This window comes from Streptomyces sp. NPDC057302 (assembly GCF_042667685.1).
GTDB lineage: Bacteria > Actinomycetota > Actinomycetes > Streptomycetales > Streptomycetaceae > Streptomyces.
In genome coordinates, this window is the sequence record NZ_JBHUZJ010000024.1 from 91956 (window position 1) to 107661 (window position 15706).

Below are 15706 nucleotides of genomic sequence, written 5' to 3' on the forward strand. Positions count from 1 at the left end.
CCCCACCACATGGCCTACGCCCTTCGGGCGTGCAGCAGCAGGATCGACGAGGCGCTCGGCACGGCGCAGGCGAGCCGGTCAAGGGCGCGCAGCGGACGCGGTACGCCGTGGAAGGGCGCCCCGGCGACCCGCACCACGTCGAAGCCGGACGCGGCGACGAACTCCCGCAGCGCGCGGGCGGTGTAGAGCCGCAGATGCCCCACGACTTCGCTGCCCGGCCTTCCGTGGATGCCGCGCAGGCTGACCTCGGAGAAGACGGGCTGCACCCCCGCGAGCAGGAGCCCGCGGTTGTACCAGGCGGCGAGGTTGGGCGTGGACAGCATGAGATGCCCTCCCGGCCTGAGGACTCTGCGCAGCTCGTCGAGCGCGCTGTCGGGGTCGACGAGATGCTCGATGACCTCGCTGAACAGGACGGCGTCGGCCGACCCGTCGGCGAACGGGAGCCCGCCGTCGGTGAGTTCACCGCGTACGACGTACGGCAGATGCGCGTGGGCCCGCTTGAGCGCGTCCTGGGACCAGTCGACGCCGACGACGCGATGACCCGCGAGGAGCGGTGCCGCGGCGGCTGCCGCGGTGCCGTCGCCGCAGCCGATGTCCAGGACGACGGAGGTGCGGGCGGTGGCGGGGCCGATGGCGTCGGCGAGCATCCGGGCCTGGCGCAGGCTGCGGGCGTCGCCGGACGCGACGGGGACGGAGGGGTCCTCGTAGAAGTCCCGCAGGTCGCGGGGGGCGGTGCTGGTGCCGGTCATCGCGTGGTTCCCTCCTGCGTGTGCTCGGTGGCGTGGAGGTAGTGCACGAAGAGGTCGCGCAGATGGGCTCCGTCGCCGCTGCTGAGCAGGGTCTTCGACCAGCGCAGGGCGACGTGCAGACGGCCCGCGGTGGACGCCGTGGTCACGGTCAGGCCGCGGGGCAGGCGCGCGGGCGCGGAGAACCACACGGCGTACGCGCGTCCGGCGTCGCCGAAGTCCAGGGAGTACGGGACGCGCCCGATGTTGCTCAGCAGTGTGGTGGAGGTCCAGGGCGCGGCGGCTCTGCGCAGGCCGCGGGTGAGGGCGGCCCTGAGGGTGACGGGCAGGACGGGCGAGGTCAGGAGGGCGGCGCCACGGCCGAGTTGGGGCCGGGAGAGGGCCTTGAGGGCGCGGGTGCGGTCGGCGGTGCGGCGCAACAGGGCGCCGATGTCCTCGGGCCCCCAGTCCTTCGAGGTCAACTCGGCTGCGGTGAACGGCACTTCGACGAGCCGGGTACCGTTCCCGATCGGCATGTCCATGCTGCGGGGCCGGTCGTCGACGGGCATGGTGATCCGGAAGGGCTTCGGCCGGGCCCCGTGCTCCCGGTTCCAGTGCGCGATCATCAGCGCGGTCGCCACCATGAGCTGATCGTTCACGGTGAACGGCGCCCCCTTGGGCCGCCGGGGCACGGGCAACTCGGTGACGAGCATGCCGTTGCCGGGAGAGGGCTCGGGCGTACCGCGCGAGACGCGGGCGGGCGGCGCCCAGCCGGAGGGCGCGTCACCGATGTCCTCCGCGCTCTCGGGCACGGAGGACGAGGGCGTACGCAGCGGGGGCGCGGCGGGGGAGTTGTCCTGCCCGCCGTAGAGCTCGGCGGCGGTGGCGAGGACGCGGAGGCAGGCGGGGCCGTCGAGGGCGGTGTGGTTGATGGTGAGGAAGAGGACGCTGCTGCCGGTGGGGCGCCCTGAACCGCTGGGGGTGGGAGATTCGGCTGGGGCTGCTTCGGTGCCCGCGGCGGCGGCTGCGCCGTCAAAGGCGCCTTCGCCCGGCTCGGCGTCCGGCTGTCCGCTCCCAGCGGCGACGACGTCTCCTGAGGCGGGAACGCCTTGCGAGGTCGCGGGGCCCGTCCCGGAGCCGTTGCCCCCGCCGGAGGCGAGGTGGTCGCCGTCCTCGTCGGAGGCGATCACCTCCAGGCGGATCGGCGGCGAGGCCGACAGGGGCGGGGCCTGGGAGAGGGAGCGGGTGCGGGCCTTCTTCAGGGCGTCCCGTTCCTGGGCGGGGAACGTCACCACCTCCACGTCCGGCTCCGCCGTCAGCTCCCATTCGTAGCGGCGGCGGTACCAAGGCCCCCGCGCCTCCCGCATCAGGATCCGCGGGTGGCGGCGCAGGGCCTCGTCGAACGCGGCCTTCAGGCGGGCCGGGTCCGGGGTGCCGGGCAGGTGGACCTCGATGTGGACCGTCTCCGGCTCCTCCTCCTGGAGGCAGTGCCGGGAGACCTCGTCGACGACGGGGAACGGCACGCGCACCGGTGGGCGTTCGGGTCCGTCCGCGTGACGTGCCGGCTGGTCGAGTGCGGTCATCGTTGCGTGTCCTCCCCGGCGGCGGACGGCGCCGCGGCTCCCGCGAGCCCGCCCGTGGTCCTTGCCCTGCGCCGCCTGAAGCGCGTGGTCCGCGTGCTGCCCGGCGGCGCCGGTTCCGGCTGGGCGGAAGCGGGACCCCTGGCGGAGATGGTCGAGCTGGTGGCCTGCGGCGCACCACCGGCCGCCTGCTCTCCGCTCGCCTCGGCCCGAGGCGCGCCACCACCCTCGTGGCCGCCGCCGTCCTCCGCTCCCGGCCCGCTCTCCCCGCGCTTACGCCGCGGCAGCGGAGTGGTGCCCAGGTCCCGGTCGGGGCCCGGCTGCTGTGGTGCGCCGCTGCCGCTTGCCGGGGGAGGTCCCACCGGCGGAGCAGCGGGTGGAGGCTGGTGCGGTGGCGGCCCCCATGGAGCAGCCTCGCCGCCTCCACCGGTGGCGCCCCCGGAGGCCGCGGGTGCCTCGGCAGCAGCGCCCCGTACGCTCACCAGCGCCGCGAACAGCGCGATGAGGGCCAGGAGTTGAGCCGCGGGGCTGAACGCGCCCGCGTCCGACGTCGTCGGCTCGCCCGCTCCGACCGCCGCCACGATCCCCGCCCCTGCCATCGCCGCGAAGGCGAGCGGGACGAGCAGCGTGTGACGGCGCCACGCGAGGAGGGCCAGCGCCGGTACGAGCAGCGCGAACCAGCCCGCGATCACGGCGGCCACCAGCGTCAGCGCCACCGTGCCCAGGATCAGGCCGGGCGCGGGCGGTGCCACGTCGGGGCCGTCCGGGTTCGGCTCGCGGCGCCGGATCAGGACCAGGGCGATCAGGGCGAGGACGGCGACACCGCCGCCGATCAGGCCGATCTCGTAGATCCGAGACGGCTCGTAACTCAGCTTGACCGTGCCGCCCTCACCCTTGGGGACCAGGAAGCCCTGCTGCCAGCCGTCGAGGCGTACGGACGAGAGCTCCTTGCCGTTGAGCGTCGCCTTCCAGCCGTCATTGATGTTCTCGTACGTCGAGAGGTAGGAGGCCGAGCCCGCGCCCACCGCCACCTCGCGGCGGTCGCCGAGCCAGTCCTTGATGTTCAGGGACCGCGACTCGGTGTCGATCGCGCCCGGCGTCCCCTGCGTCAGCGAGACGTCCATGAGGGCGAGCGGGCCCGCGTCCCCGGCCTCGACGGTGTGCTCGCCGGAGCCGAGGGAGACCGTCGTCTTCTCCGTGCCGCGCGAGCAGAGCGTCACCTTGATGGGGCGCCGCTCGGTCAGATCCCGTACCGAACCCTTCGCGCTCGTCGCGTACAGCTTGCCGTCGACGGCGAGCTCCGGGCCTTCTCCGCAGGCGAGTTCGAAGGTCGCGGAGGCCTTGGGCTGCTTGGTCCGGTACTGGTCGAGCGCCGGGACGTAGACCTCGGTGAGACCCACCGGCAGCTGCAACTGGTCGTCGGCCACCGGGTTGTGGACCGTCAGCGGCGCGGTCTCGGTGACCGTGATGGTCAGCTCGTCCGTGGTGATCGGCGGGAACCGGACGTTGCCGTTCTCGTCGACGCCCGCGATCGCCGCGCCGTCCGGCGAGCTGATCTCGACCTTCTCGGGGCGCGTCGAGAGCCCGCCCGCGGCGGGAAGGACGATCTCGCCGATCGGCTGCTTGCCCTTCCACTTCAGATGGACCACCGGACTGTCACCGGCGATCCAGGCCGTCGTCAGATCGCCGTCGGTGAGGTTGCGCGGCGAGAGGCTGCCGCCGAGCTTCGACGTGGAGTCGGCACTCGCGACGATCTGGTCCTTCTGCTCCGGAGCCACCTTGTAGAGCAGCTCGTCCAGGCCGGAGCCCGGCACGGCGATCGCGCTCGCGCTCACCTCGTAGTCGGCCTCGGCCGGGGACGTGAAGCGGCGGTGCAGCCCCGACTCCGTGTTCACCGGCGACAGCGCGCTCGGGTCCGACGAACGGTGCATCGAGTACGTCGTCGCGTCGGCGCCCTCGGCGGGCGTCCGGGCGGAAGAGCCGGTGTCCGTGGGCAGTTGGAGGAGCTTGGTCACGCGCACGCCCGGAACGGTGATCTCCGAGAACCCGGCGCCCGTCAGACCCTCCTGGCCGATCTGCGCGTCCAGGATGGTGACCTTGAGCCAACTGGAGTCACCGGCGGCCGCCTTGATGCTCTGCCGCATGCCGTTGGGCTGCAGCGTACTGGTGCGGCTGCCCTGCTCCGTCTCCACCCGCACCCGGGTGGGCGCGGCCCGCACGCCCTCCTGCGGCAGCGGGATGACCTTGATCGAGGAGGGGATGGACTCCTTGGACCGGAACTCCGCCTTGATCCAGGCGCCCTTCGGCTTTCCGGGGCTGCCTTCGGCCCACGAGGTGGCCGGGTTGCCGTCGAAGGCGTTCACGGGGTCGTACTGCGGCAGATGGAAGAGCCAGTTGCCGTAGCTGGACGCCGTCACGGACTTCGCGCCGCGCAGCACCGCCGTCGTCTGGTGCTCGATGCCGTCGGTGGGCAGGATCTGGTGCGGCTTCTTGCCGGGTTCCTGGAGGGCCCCGCTCGCGTTGCGCTCGCCGGCCGTGTACGTGTACGAGGTGTTGGAGCTGACCAGGCCGAAGCGCGTGTCCGCGCGGCGCAGGCCGTCACCGACCGCCTGGAGGCCGGGAGTTCCGACGCCCGGGTGGTTGTCGCCCGTCAGGACGGAGGGGCGGTCGCGCATCGCGGGGTCGGCGGAGAGCTGGAGCAGCGACTCGGGGCCGCCGCTCACCACGGCCGTGTTGGAGACCGGCTTGATCCCGGCCTGCCCCGGCCGCTTCGCGCCGGAACCCGGTGCGTAGATCTCCACCGCGCGCTCGCGCGGGTAGAGGCCCTCGACCTGGAGGGGCGTGTCGTTCGGGATCGTCCCGCCGGTTTCCGTCGGACCGAAGCCCTTGACCCGGTCGAAGCCCGACTCCTCCAGGGTCCGCTTCACGGTCGCGGTCGGTATGTTCCCGACCTGGTCGGGGTCGAGGTCGTTGCGTACGACGACGTAGTACAGGCCCGCGCGCGTCAAGTAGTCGCTCAGACCCGGCACTTCACCGCCCGTGGCGAGTGCCTGTTCCACCGCGTCCATCGCGCGCCGGTTGCCGGGTGTGCCGAACGGGACGTAGTCCCGCTGGGCCCAGCGCGAATCGGCGAGCACGTCGAGGGGCTGGTCGATGGGCGAGCCCCAGGTGTAGATGCCGTGCGCGGTGGCGGGCACCACGAGGGCACGCGAGTCGGGGGAGTACTTCTTCAGCCAGTCGCCCGTCGACTCCCAGTAGTTGGGCAGCTTCTGGAAGGAACCCGGCTGGAGGATCGAGCCGTTCAGGTAGGGGAGCGCGAGCCCAGGAAGGACCAGCACGGCGGCGATCAGCGGCGCGAACTTGCGCCCCCGCACCGGCCGCGCCCCGCGCGACTGCGCGGCCACGCCGACGAGGTGCATCAGGCCGAAGACCAGCGCGAGCGCGAGGCCCGTCTGGAACTTGTAGATGTTGCGGAAGGGGACGAGCCCGCCGTTCAGCCACGACTGCACCGTCTCGTGGAAGGGCGCACCGAACGCGCCGCCGTACCCGGCGAGCGTGACGAGCACGACCGAGAGCACGGTCAGGACGAGCCAGCGCCGCTCGGGCAGATCACGCCGCGCGAGCCCGGCGAGGCCGAGGGCGGCGGCGAACGCCGAGCAGACCACGGCGACCACGGACGTCGCGACCGACCACCCGGCGGGCAGCCACGCCTCGCCGAAGTGCAGGTAGGCGACCCAGTTGCCGGCGCCGCGCAGCGTCTCCGTGGCCGACATCGTGCCGGTCGTGGTGGCCGAATTCTCCACGTAGGGGAGGAAGTTCTCGCCGTAGATGCCGAGCATCAACAGCGGCACCACCCACCAGGCGGTGGCGAGGATGACGCCGGGCACCCACCAGGTGATCAGCTTCCGCTTGCGCGGGCCGTTCGGCCGCGAGAGGAGATACAGGCCCACCGGGAGGAGGGACGCCAGCGTCGCCGCCGCGTTCACGCCGCCCATGAAGGGGATGAGGAGCGCGGACCGCAGGGCGGCCGACCGCGCGCTGATGCGGTCGTTCGTCAGCGGGAGCAGCACCCACGGCAGCAGCGCGCCGGGCAGCGCGGCGGCCGACGTCGAGCCGACGACGATCGTGAAGGTCGGCCACAGGGCGTACGCCACCGCGCCGAGCAGCCGGCTCGCACTGCTGCCGATCCGCAGCCGCTCGGCCAGCCGAAGGACACCCCAGAACGCGGTGGCCACGATCAGCGACATCCAGAGCCGCTCCGCGAACCACACCGGCAGCTGGACGAGCTTGGCCAGACCGTAGAACGGCAGCATCGGCCACGTATAGCCGACGTACTGGTCCTGGATCCCGCCGAACCCGCCCCGGTCGTGCCACAGCTGGCCCAGGTCGGAGAGGAACTGCCAGGGGTCGACGGCGACCCCCAGCTTGGTGTCGAACGTCATCCGCCCCGGTTTCACCGCGAGGAAGAGGACGAACACCACGGCCCAGAAGCCCAGCAGCCAGCGCTTGGAGCGCGGGCCTCTGCCGGGTTCGGGGGCGTCGGCCGTGGGCCGGACTGCCGCCGGGGGTGGGGCCTGGACCGTGGTCATGGACACCGCCTGAGGATGAGAAGGAGATTCCAGGTGGCGAACTCGCGTACACCCGGCACTTTGGTGATGCCACCGGCCAGGAACGGCCAGTAGCGGGACCGTGCGGACACGACGGACACGTCTTCCCTCGCCCGCACTTGGCGCAGGGTCGGGCCGACGTGGTGAGCGAAGAGGTTCTCGCCGAGCGTGTGTTTGGCTGCCTTGCCGGTACGTCGTTCATAGCGGGCCCGCGCGCGGGCGCCGCCCAGGTAGTGCCAGGGGGCCCACTCGTGGCCGCCCCACGGCGAGTACCAGTTGGTGAAGGAGACATAGATCAGGCCGCCCGGCCTGGTCACCCGCACCATCTCGCTGAGGAAGGTCTGCGGATCGTCCACGTGTTCGAGGACGTTGGAGGAGAAGGTGACGTCGGCGACGCCGTCCGCCAGGGGGAGCAGATACCCGTCGGCGACGACCGAGCCCTCCGGCGGTTTGGCACCCAGCTCGGCCGGGTCCGGCTCGAAGAGGAAACTCTGCGCGCCGCGCCGCCGGAACTCCTCGGTGAAGTAACCGCCGCCGCCGCCGACATCGACGACGACGCGGTCCCTGACCGGTCCATAGGCCTCGACCTGGTCGGCGGCGTCACGGGCGAGCAGGGTGTAACACCGCTCGGGCTCTTGCTGCTCGCGCAGGAAGGCCCGGAAGAGGGTGAAGGAACGGCGCAGGGAAGGGTCCTTCACACGGACCCCTGGGTTGTCTGGTGCGTGACGATCGCCTCTGTGGCCACCGCTTGGAACTCGCGTACGGAATTGGCCCACCGGTAGCCGGTGGCCCGCTCACCGGCCGCCTTGCCGAAGGCCCTGCGGCGCTCGGCGCTCAGCGCCAGGGTGCACCAGGCGGCGGCGAAGGAACTCTCGCCCCGGGCGAGCAGCCCCGTCACGCCGTCCTCGATGGAGTCGCGTACACCCGGTACGTCGAAGCCGATCGCCGGGGTCGAGCGGGTCGCCGCCTCGGTGATGACCAGGCCCCAGCCCTCCACGGCGGAGGGGTGAAGGAGCATCCACGCCTCGCAGAGCAGCCGGTGTTTCTCCGCCTCGGAGACATGGCCCCTGAACTCCACGCCAGGACCGGCGAGTTGTTGCAGCCGCTCCCGCTCGGGACCGTCGCCCACGATCACCAGACGGCCTCCGGTGACGGGTCGCACGCGCTCCCAGAGGCGAAGGAGCAGATCGATGCGCTTGTACTCGACGAGCCGTCCCATCGCCAGGAACAGCGGCTCGTCCGAGCGGGGGTGGAGCGGTCCCGGCTCCTCGACCCCGTTGTGGACTATGCGTATGCGCTCACGCTCGACGCCTATCGCGCGCAGCGCGGTGGCCGTCGACGGCGAGACGGCCACCAGGAGATTGCCGCGCTGGGCGCCGGAGAGCGACCAGTGTTCGAGTCTTCGGCCGAGCCGGGCCGCGGGGGCCAGCGCGCCCTGGAAACGCATCCCCCACAGATCGGTGTGGACGTGGTTGACCAGGCACAGCGTGGGGCCGCGGTGCCACAGCGGCGCCAGGTACGGCATGCCGTTGCTGACCTCGACCAGCAGATCGCAGTCCCCGACCTGCCGGGTGAAGGCGGAACGCGAGCGCAGATAGTGCCCGAGGTCTCCGCCGGCCGACACGACGCGGTAGTCGCGGAAGGCGGCCGGTCCCCCGCACAGGAGGGTGACCTCGTGGCCGAGCTTGCTCAGTCCGTCGGCCAGTCGGTCGACGAGCAGTTCGGATCCGCCCGCGGCCGGGTTGCCGAGGTCGCGCCGGGCGAGAAAAACGATCCGGCTCGGCTGCGGGGGAGGTGCCGGTGGCCGATGCGCGACCCGCGGGGTTGCGGCGCGCAGCGGGGAAGGCACGTGCTGGGGCATGCGTGCTCCAACTCGTCAGGGTGCGGAACCGTGAGGGTGCTATGAGGGTCGCTAGCGGGTGCACCGTTCGGGGGTCGCTTGCAAAGGCGCTGTGCTCGGACTGTGCGGGGGCGGTGCGGGGACTGTGTTCGGGGTGGGGTCGTTAGTTTTCGCCGCCCTGTTCCACGCGGCTACTCACCGAAGTGACAACTTTCGGTGTTTCAACAGCTGACGTCTCATCACATCGTGGTGGGTTGCAGGGCGGTTGGGGACGTATCGCTATTCGGACCGTTCGGCTCCGCGGCGGAACCGGTCCCTCCGGGCCCATTTGCCCCATTGGTCGACCGGCGTCCCCGTACGACGAGAACGCCTCCCGCGATCGTGAGCAGCGCGCCCAGCGCACCCGCCCCCACCGGCAGTGTTCCGCCCACGAGCTTCAGCCGGCTGCTGTCGTCGTCGGCAAGCCCGACCTGAGTCTTCTGCGTCTTGGGCGTGAACGCGATGCGCTCGCTGTCCAGCAGCACCAGCGCGTCCTTGTCCGTGCCCGGCGCGCGCAGCGTCTTGCGGGGGCCGATGGCCGCGTAGATGATCCGGCCGGTGCGCTTGTCGGCGACCAGCTCGACGCCGTGGTTGGAGTACCACTCCTCGGCCAGCACGTTGCTGCGCTTGGGCTGGCCCACCAGCCGGCCGGGCACCAGACGGGTCCCGGTCTTGGCGGGCTTCACCTTGGCGGTGAAGCGGTAGCCCTCGTAGCCCTGGATCTTCTTCGTGCCGCGGAAGGTCAGCGGGACGGTCGCGCCCAGGGTGTTGTCCCACCACGTGTAGGAGCGTTTCTGCACGTCGAAGGGGAACTTGAGGTAGGCCTCACCCTCGAAGTACGGCTTCTCGTCGCAGCAGTGCACGGGCTTGTTCGTCTTGCGGTCGGTGACCCAGCGCTCCGTCGTCCACTGGAGCGAATCGTGCGGGTCGGAGGCTGGAAGCGACGAGTCCGGATCGACCGACGTGGAGACGTCCCAGACGGCGTGATCGCTGTTGCTGTCCTCGACGTCGCCGCGCACCTGGCGGGTGATCGTGAGGTTCTGGTCGTGCACCGTCTTGATCTTCTCGGTGTCGAAATAACTGCCTTTGCCCTTGAACACCGTGATGGTGTCGATGTCGACGGGCGTGCGTTTCGCGCGTGGCTCGACGTACCACGCGAGCATCGGGGCCAGGACGAGCAGAAAGACGCCGAATCCGAGCAGGATCAGCGAGAGGGGCGAGGCTGTGCGGCGCATCCGGCACTCCTGGTGGCGGGTGAGAAGTGTTACCGAGCCGTATGGGGCCGGAACGCTAGGCGGACCCTTGACGAAGTGTCAATGCATTGATGAGACTGTGCACTTGCCGGGCGGGGCCGGTAATGGACGATGCGGACGACATCCGCACGACCTGGGTGGGGACGACCTCCAGCAGAGAGGCTGACCCTGACATGCACCGATTGCTCGCCGCCGGTCTGACCGTCGTAGCCGCCGCGGCACTTGCCGTGGCCGCCGCGTTCGGCGTCGTCGCGCTCCTGAACGCGACACCGGATCAGCCCAACACGCCGCTCGTGCACTACGAGACTGCCCCTCGGGGACAGTGAGTGGCCGTGCCCGTGACCGAGAGCCAGGGGTCACTGTCCGTTCGCTCGGCCTGGCGCGACGTACCGCCCGTGCAGGTGCGGCAGTTCGCCGCGCTCGCCCTGGACGAAGTGCCCGCCCTGGCCCAGGACATCCTGCGCGAGATCCGCGTCGAGTACCCCGGCCTGCCGGTCGTCCTCGACGACTCGGGCGAGCCCATGGCGCTCATCGGCATACGCCGCGCCCTGGAGGGCTTCGTCCAGCAGATCGCCGCCGCCGAGGGTGGGCGGCCCTGCTATCCGCTGGAGGTCTTCCAGGAGTTCGGCAGGGGCGAGGGCCTGCACGGCCGCAGCCTCGACTCGCTCCAGGCGATCTACCGCCTCGGGGTACGGCTCGCCTGGCGGCGCCTGGCCGAGATCGGCCAGCAGATAGAGATCCCGCCACCCGCCATGTACGAACTCGCCGAGTCGGGCTTCGAGTACCTGGACGGCCTCGTCGACCAGTCCGTCCGCGGATACGCCGAGGCCGCCGCCCGGCAGGCCGGTGAACGTCTGCGGCTGCAAAGGAAGTTGATGGAGCTGCTGCTCTCCGAGCGGCGCGGGGAATCCGGAGCCGTCGGAACACCGGCCGATTCCGGCCCCGGTTCCGGGAGCGCCTCCGGTACGCACTCCGGGTCCCGGCAGTCCGGCGCCCGCAGCGCGCTCGACGAACGGGCCGCCCGCGTCGGCTGGCAGCTGCCCGAGCGCGTCGCCGTCGGCGTACTGCTCCGCCCCGCGAGGGAAGCCGTGGCGCCCGCCGTGGGCCAGGGCGTCCTGCTCGACATGGAGACCGAACAGCCCCGCATGGTCGTCCCCGACCCGGAGGCCGCCGGCCGCCCCGAGCTCCTGCGGCGCGCCATGGCCGGCTGGTCCGGCGCGATCGGCCCGCCCGTGCCCCTCGCCGACGCCGCGAAGTCGCTGCGCTGGGCGGAGGCCGCCGTCCGGCTCATGGAACGCGGGCTGCTGCCCTCCGGCGAGGTCCTGCACTGCACGGAGCACACCGAAGCCCTGGTCCTGCTCCAACCCGAGGAGCTCATCGAGAACTTGGCCCGCCGCTGCCTCGCCCCGCTCGCGCACTGCGGGCCCGCGCACGGCCGCCGTCTCGCCGAGACCCTGCTCGCCTGGCTGGAGACGCGGGGCGGCGCACCGGAGGTCGCGGCCCGCCTCGGGGTGCATCCGCAGACGGTGCGCTACCGCCTGCGCCAGATCAGGGAGCTGTGGGGCGACGAGGTCGACGACCCGGACCGCCGCTTCGAGCTGGAACTCGTGCTCAGGGCGCGGCGGTTGCGGGGAGAGCTGGGACGGGTGGGCTGAGCGGGGGCGTGCGGGTAGCCTGCCGCAATGGACATAGCGGTACGCGCGCAGGCAGCACTCGGCGAGGGCCCCACCTGGGACCACGCCGCCCAGCGGCTCATATGGGTCGACATCCTGAGCTCACGCGTCCACACGTACGACCCCTCGACCGGGCGCCGCTCGGTCCTGGCCACCGAGCAGCACGTCGGCGCCGCGAAGCCGCGCGCGGGCGGCGGCCTGGTGGTCAACCTCCGGGACGGCGTGGGCCTCTACGACTCCGTGGCCGAGGGCGGCGCCTTCCGCTGGCTGCACCACGAGGTCGTACCGGGCCGCCGGGGCAACGACGCGGCGGTCGCCCCCGACGGCGCGCTCTGGGCGGGCACGATGGCCTACGACGAGACACCGGGCGCCGCCGATCTCCTGCGCGTCACCGGCGACGGCACCGCGACCGAGGTCTTCGGCGACGTTTCCGTCAGCAACGGCATCGGGTGGAGCCCGGACGGCCGCTCCATGTACTACATCGACACCTTGACGCGCCGCATCGACATACTGGACGTGCGGGACGGCCAACTCCCCGCCTCCCGGCGCCCCTTCGTCACCGTCGAGGCCGAGGCGGGATACCCCGACGGCCTCACCGTCGACGCCGACGGCTGCGTCTGGGTCGCCCTGTGGGACGGCGCCGCCGTCCGCCGCTACACCCCCTCCGGCACCCTGGACCGGGTGATCGGGCTCCCGGTGGCCCGCCCGACCGCGTGCGCGTTCGGCGGGGCGGGGCTGCGCGACCTCTACATCACTTCGGCTCGTACGGGACTTGAGGCGCCGCATCCCCTGTCCGGTTCCGTGCTCGTGGTGCCGGACGCCGGGCAGGGCGTGGCACAGGCGGCGTTCGCCGGATAGGGCCGCCCGCGCCCCTCACGCCGCCCGCGGCCGGTGCGGAACAGGCGGTTTGCCCCATAGGGGAAGCCGACACGGCTGGAACATTCGATTCCGCACACAACCTTCACGGCAGCGGCTTCCTCTGTTACCCGCGTCTCACTTAGCCTCCATGCCTCATGGACTACTGCCACCCGTGCCACAGGCACCTCAACGGCGCCCTGGCCTGCCCGGGGTGCGGAACCCCGGCCGAAGCCTGCCGTGAGTACGCGGAGGCGGTCGCCGCGCAGGACGAGCCGACGGGTGCCGAGCGTGCGTACGACGACGTGGCGCCGCGTGGCAGGGGCCGCCGCCGGGAGCGTGGCCGCCGGGCGCACCGGCGCAGGCGCCGCAAGGTTCTGCTGATCACCGCCGGTCTCGCGCTCGCGGCCGGTGGCCTGAGCCTGGCCGAGCTCGGCATCGAGGGCCCCTCGGACGAACCGGCGGCGGCGTCGTCGCCGGACGGCGGAGCGGGCGGTTCCGCCTCAGGGAAGCCGACGGACCCGGAGAGCGGCGCGGCGGCGGACGCCGATGCCGCCGCGGCCACCTCGGCCGAGGCGTCGGCGTCCGCGTCCGCGAAGGACAAGGCTGCCGAGGACGCGAAGAAGAAGGCGAAGAAGGCCAAGGAGTCCAAGGACGCCGACACGGCGGACGAGGCCGGTGCGGAGCCCGGTTCCACGGCCCCGGTCACGACCTCCGCGCCGGACACCCCGGGCAGTCCCGATGCCCCCGGCACCCCTGACACCCCCGGGACCGCGGACCCCACGCCTCCGCCGAGCACCCAGCAGCCGGATCCGACGCCCGAGCCCGAACCCTCGGAGACGTGCGACCGCTTCCTGTGGTGGTGCAGGTAGCGGGTCGCCCCCCAGGAGGGGGCAGGGGCGTCAGTCCGCGTCCTCGCCGACCATCCTCCGCAGCAGGCCGCGCAGCGAGAGCCGCTCCTCGCGGGAGAGCTCTGCCAGCGGCTCCCTGGCGAAGTCCAGCGACTCGCGCAGGCTGCGGGCGACCGCCAGGCCCTCGTCCGTCGGCGCCGCGAGCTTCACGCGGCGGTCGGCCGGGTCGGGCCTGCGCTCGACGAGGCCGCGCGCCTCGAGCCGGTCGATGATCCCCGTGATGTTCGACGGCTCACACTTCAGCTTCTTGGCTATGCGCCGCATGGGCAGGGGCTCAAGGGACAGGAGTCCAAGGACGCGCGCCTGAGCCCCGGTGAGGGCGTGCTTGCCCGCCGCGGCGTCGTACTCCTCGTAGTAACGCGCGACGACCGTGCCGATGAGCTCGACGACTTCGAGCGTCAGCGGATCGGTGCGCGGGGATCGGGAGCTGGTGGTGGCCATGCGCTCCAGGCTACCCCGATACTTGACATCATGAAATATGTAGGAGCATGGTTGTTTCACAACCTGAAGCATTTTCGATACGTCAGCCTGCCGGAAGCGGCAGCCTGAGCAGGAGGAGGACGCCAGCATGTCCGTCAGCCCCGAAGCCCCCGGGTCCGAGCAGCTCCCCGCCGTCAGCCGCGAATGGCACCTCGTGCGCCGCCCGAACGGCTGGCCGGTGCCGGACGACTTCGCACTGCGCGAGGCCCCGGTCGCCGCCCCGGCCGACGGTCAGGTCCTGGTCCGCAACCTGCACTTCTCCGTGGACCCGTACATGCGCGGCCGGATGAACGACGTGAAGTCGTACACCCCGCCGTTCCAGCTCGACCAGCCCATGCAGGGCGGCGCGGTCGGCGAGATCATCGCGTCGAACGCCGAGGGCTTCGCGGTGGGCGACCACGTCCTGCACTTCGCCGGCTGGCGCGAGTACGCCACCGTCCCGGCCAAGCACGCCGTCAAGGTGGACGCGCAGGCCGCGCCGCTGTCGGCGTACCTCGGCGTGCTCGGCATGCCGGGCCTGACCGCCTACGCGGGCCTCTTCGAGGTCGCCTCCTTCAAGGAGGGTGACGCGGTGTTCGTCTCCGGCGCCGCGGGCGCCGTCGGCTCCCAGGTCGGCCAGCTGGCCAAGCTCAAGGGCGCCTCGCGCGTCATCGGCTCGGCGGGCTCGGACGAGAAGGTCAAGAAGCTCGTCGAGGAGTACGGCTTCGACGCCGCGTTCAACTACAAGGACCCGCGCCCGGTCGTGGAGCAGCTGAAGGAGGCGGCCCCCGACGGCATCGACGTCTACTTCGACAACGTCGGCGGCGAGCACCTCGAAGCCGCCATCAGCCGTCTGAACGTACATGGCCGCGCCACCATCTGCGGCATGATCGCGGCCTACAACGACACCGAGCCGACGCCCGGCCCGCGCAACATGGCCATGATCATCGGCAAGCGCCTGCGTCTGCAGGGTGTGCTCGTCGGGGACCACGAGGCGCTGCAGCCGCAGTTCGTCTCCGAGGTCGGCGCGTGGATCCGCTCCGGTGAGCTCAAGTACGACGAGACCTTCGTCGAGGGCGTGGAGAACGGCGTGGAGGCCTTCCTGGGCATGCTGCGCGGCGAGAACACCGGCAAGATGGTCGTTTCCCTGGTCTGAGTCGCGGGCACGCGAGGGGCATCGCCGGATCTCATTTTCCGGCATCCGATAAAGTGATTCCACATTGTCGCGACTGTGGGCGCGCATCGCGGAACATCTCAGGAGGAACCGGCACTTATGTCCATCCAGCAGATCGACGTCAAGTACACCGCCGTCGCCACCGCCGAGAACGGCCGTGACGGCCGCGTCGCCACCGATGACGGCAAGCTCGACGTCGTCGTCAACCCGCCGAAGGAGATGGGCGGCAGCGGCGCGGGCACCAACCCCGAGCAGCTCTTCGCGGCCGGCTACAGCGCCTGCTTCCAGGGTGCGCTCGGCGTGGTGGCCCGCAAGGAGAACGCCGACATCTCCGGCTCGACCGTGACCGCCAAGGTCGGCATCGGCTCGACCGAGGCCGGCGGCTTCGGCCTGGAGGTCGCGATCGTCGCCTCCATCCCGAACGTGGACGCGGCCACCGCGCAGTCCCTGATCGAGAAGGCGCACCAGGTGTGCCCGTACTCGAACGCCACGCGCGGCAACATCAAGGTGGAGCTCGCGGTCGCCTGATCATCGGGTTCCGCGCGTCTCGCGCACGCGGCGGAGGGCCGCACCCCGGACAGGGGTGCGGC

Annotated in this window: 13 protein-coding genes; 6 read left to right on the top strand and 7 right to left on the bottom strand. The window is 71.8% G+C overall.

Going from position 1 to position 15706, the window contains the following annotated elements; genetic code table 11:
• Positions 1–14: 14 nt before the first annotated feature.
• From ACFUPX_RS19180 to ACFUPX_RS19205, 6 genes are all read right to left on the bottom strand, one after another.
• Positions 15–749, bottom strand: coding sequence for a class I SAM-dependent methyltransferase (locus ACFUPX_RS19180; protein ID WP_383323401.1), 735 nt, complete (start codon positions 747–749; stop codon positions 15–17).
• The gene (locus ACFUPX_RS19185) at positions 746–2308 is read right to left on the bottom strand and encodes a condensation protein (RefSeq protein WP_383323404.1); all 1563 of its coding nucleotides are present in this window, start codon (positions 2306–2308) and stop codon (positions 746–748) included. Before ACFUPX_RS19185 ends, ACFUPX_RS19180 begins: the two co-directional genes overlap by 4 nt.
• A complete protein-coding gene (locus tag ACFUPX_RS19190; protein ID WP_383323407.1) occupies positions 2305–6894 on the bottom strand; it encodes an alpha-(1->3)-arabinofuranosyltransferase family protein in 4590 nt (1529 codons plus the stop codon). The genes ACFUPX_RS19185 and ACFUPX_RS19190 overlap by 4 nt, the downstream gene beginning before the upstream one ends.
• Complete coding sequence (locus ACFUPX_RS19195) at positions 6891–7610, bottom strand: class I SAM-dependent methyltransferase (protein WP_383323410.1); 720 nt, start codon at positions 7608–7610, stop codon at positions 6891–6893. Before ACFUPX_RS19195 ends, ACFUPX_RS19190 begins: the two co-directional genes overlap by 4 nt.
• Positions 7607–8773, bottom strand: a complete 1167-nt coding sequence (locus tag ACFUPX_RS19200; RefSeq protein WP_383323413.1) for a glycosyltransferase family 4 protein — start codon at positions 8771–8773, stop codon at positions 7607–7609. The genes ACFUPX_RS19195 and ACFUPX_RS19200 overlap by 4 nt, the downstream gene beginning before the upstream one ends.
• A gap of 218 nt (positions 8774–8991) precedes the next feature.
• Complete coding sequence (locus ACFUPX_RS19205; RefSeq protein WP_383323416.1) at positions 8992–10026, bottom strand: DUF3068 domain-containing protein; 1035 nt, start codon at positions 10024–10026, stop codon at positions 8992–8994.
• Between the two features lie 191 nt (positions 10027–10217).
• Between ACFUPX_RS19205 and ACFUPX_RS19210 the strand changes: the two genes are divergently transcribed.
• From ACFUPX_RS19210 to ACFUPX_RS19225, 4 genes are all read left to right on the top strand, one after another.
• Positions 10218–10370 (top strand): hypothetical protein, encoded by a 153-nt coding sequence (locus tag ACFUPX_RS19210; protein WP_344521185.1) that lies wholly within the window; start codon positions 10218–10220, stop codon positions 10368–10370.
• Positions 10371–10382: 12 nt separating this feature from the next.
• Positions 10383–11699, top strand: coding sequence for a helix-turn-helix domain-containing protein (locus ACFUPX_RS19215; RefSeq protein WP_383323450.1), 1317 nt, complete (start codon positions 10383–10385; stop codon positions 11697–11699).
• Between the two features lie 27 nt (positions 11700–11726).
• Positions 11727–12575: an SMP-30/gluconolactonase/LRE family protein gene (locus tag ACFUPX_RS19220; RefSeq protein WP_383323419.1), complete on the top strand. Its 849-nt coding sequence runs from the start codon at positions 11727–11729 to the stop codon at positions 12573–12575.
• A gap of 155 nt (positions 12576–12730) precedes the next feature.
• The gene (locus tag ACFUPX_RS19225; protein WP_383323422.1) at positions 12731–13444 is read left to right on the top strand and encodes a hypothetical protein; all 714 of its coding nucleotides are present in this window, start codon (positions 12731–12733) and stop codon (positions 13442–13444) included.
• Positions 13445–13474: 30 nt separating this feature from the next.
• Here ACFUPX_RS19225 and ACFUPX_RS19230 read toward each other — a convergent pair whose 3' ends face one another.
• Positions 13475–13924 carry a MarR family winged helix-turn-helix transcriptional regulator gene (locus ACFUPX_RS19230; protein ID WP_383323424.1) on the bottom strand — a complete coding sequence of 150 codons (450 nt, stop codon included), beginning with the start codon at positions 13922–13924 and terminating at the stop codon, positions 13475–13477.
• A 127-nt stretch (positions 13925–14051) separates the two neighbouring features.
• On the opposite strand from ACFUPX_RS19230, the gene ACFUPX_RS19235 reads away from it, so the two are divergent.
• Positions 14052–15098 carry an NADP-dependent oxidoreductase gene (locus tag ACFUPX_RS19235; protein ID WP_383323427.1) on the top strand — a complete coding sequence of 349 codons (1047 nt, stop codon included), beginning with the start codon at positions 14052–14054 and terminating at the stop codon, positions 15096–15098.
• Positions 15099–15215: 117 nt separating this feature from the next.
• On the top strand, positions 15216–15644 hold the full coding sequence (locus ACFUPX_RS19240) for an organic hydroperoxide resistance protein (protein ID WP_190081097.1): 429 nt from the start codon (positions 15216–15218) through the stop codon (positions 15642–15644).
• The last annotated feature ends 62 nt before the right edge of the window (positions 15645–15706 follow it).

What these genes read in the sequence shown, in the direction of transcription:
- ACFUPX_RS19230 (WP_383323424.1), bottom strand. Translation starts at nt 13,924, where the DNA reads ATGGCCACCACCAGCTCCCGATCCCCGCGCACCGATCCGCTGACGCTC.
- ACFUPX_RS19240 (WP_190081097.1), top strand. Translation starts at nt 15,216, where the DNA reads ATGTCCATCCAGCAGATCGACGTCAAGTACACCGCCGTCGCCACCGCC.
- ACFUPX_RS19190 (WP_383323407.1), bottom strand. Translation starts at nt 6,894, where the DNA reads ATGACCACGGTCCAGGCCCCACCCCCGGCGGCAGTCCGGCCCACGGCC.
- ACFUPX_RS19205 (WP_383323416.1), bottom strand. Translation starts at nt 10,026, where the DNA reads ATGCGCCGCACAGCCTCGCCCCTCTCGCTGATCCTGCTCGGATTCGGC.
- ACFUPX_RS19185 (WP_383323404.1), bottom strand. Translation starts at nt 2,308, where the DNA reads ATGACCGCACTCGACCAGCCGGCACGTCACGCGGACGGACCCGAACGC.
- ACFUPX_RS19220 (WP_383323419.1), top strand. Translation starts at nt 11,727, where the DNA reads ATGGACATAGCGGTACGCGCGCAGGCAGCACTCGGCGAGGGCCCCACC.
- ACFUPX_RS19225 (WP_383323422.1), top strand. Translation starts at nt 12,731, where the DNA reads ATGGACTACTGCCACCCGTGCCACAGGCACCTCAACGGCGCCCTGGCC.
- ACFUPX_RS19180 (WP_383323401.1), bottom strand. Translation starts at nt 749, where the DNA reads ATGACCGGCACCAGCACCGCCCCCCGCGACCTGCGGGACTTCTACGAG.
- ACFUPX_RS19235 (WP_383323427.1), top strand. Translation starts at nt 14,052, where the DNA reads ATGTCCGTCAGCCCCGAAGCCCCCGGGTCCGAGCAGCTCCCCGCCGTC.
- ACFUPX_RS19200 (WP_383323413.1), bottom strand. Translation starts at nt 8,773, where the DNA reads ATGCCCCAGCACGTGCCTTCCCCGCTGCGCGCCGCAACCCCGCGGGTC.
- ACFUPX_RS19210 (WP_344521185.1), top strand. Translation starts at nt 10,218, where the DNA reads ATGCACCGATTGCTCGCCGCCGGTCTGACCGTCGTAGCCGCCGCGGCA.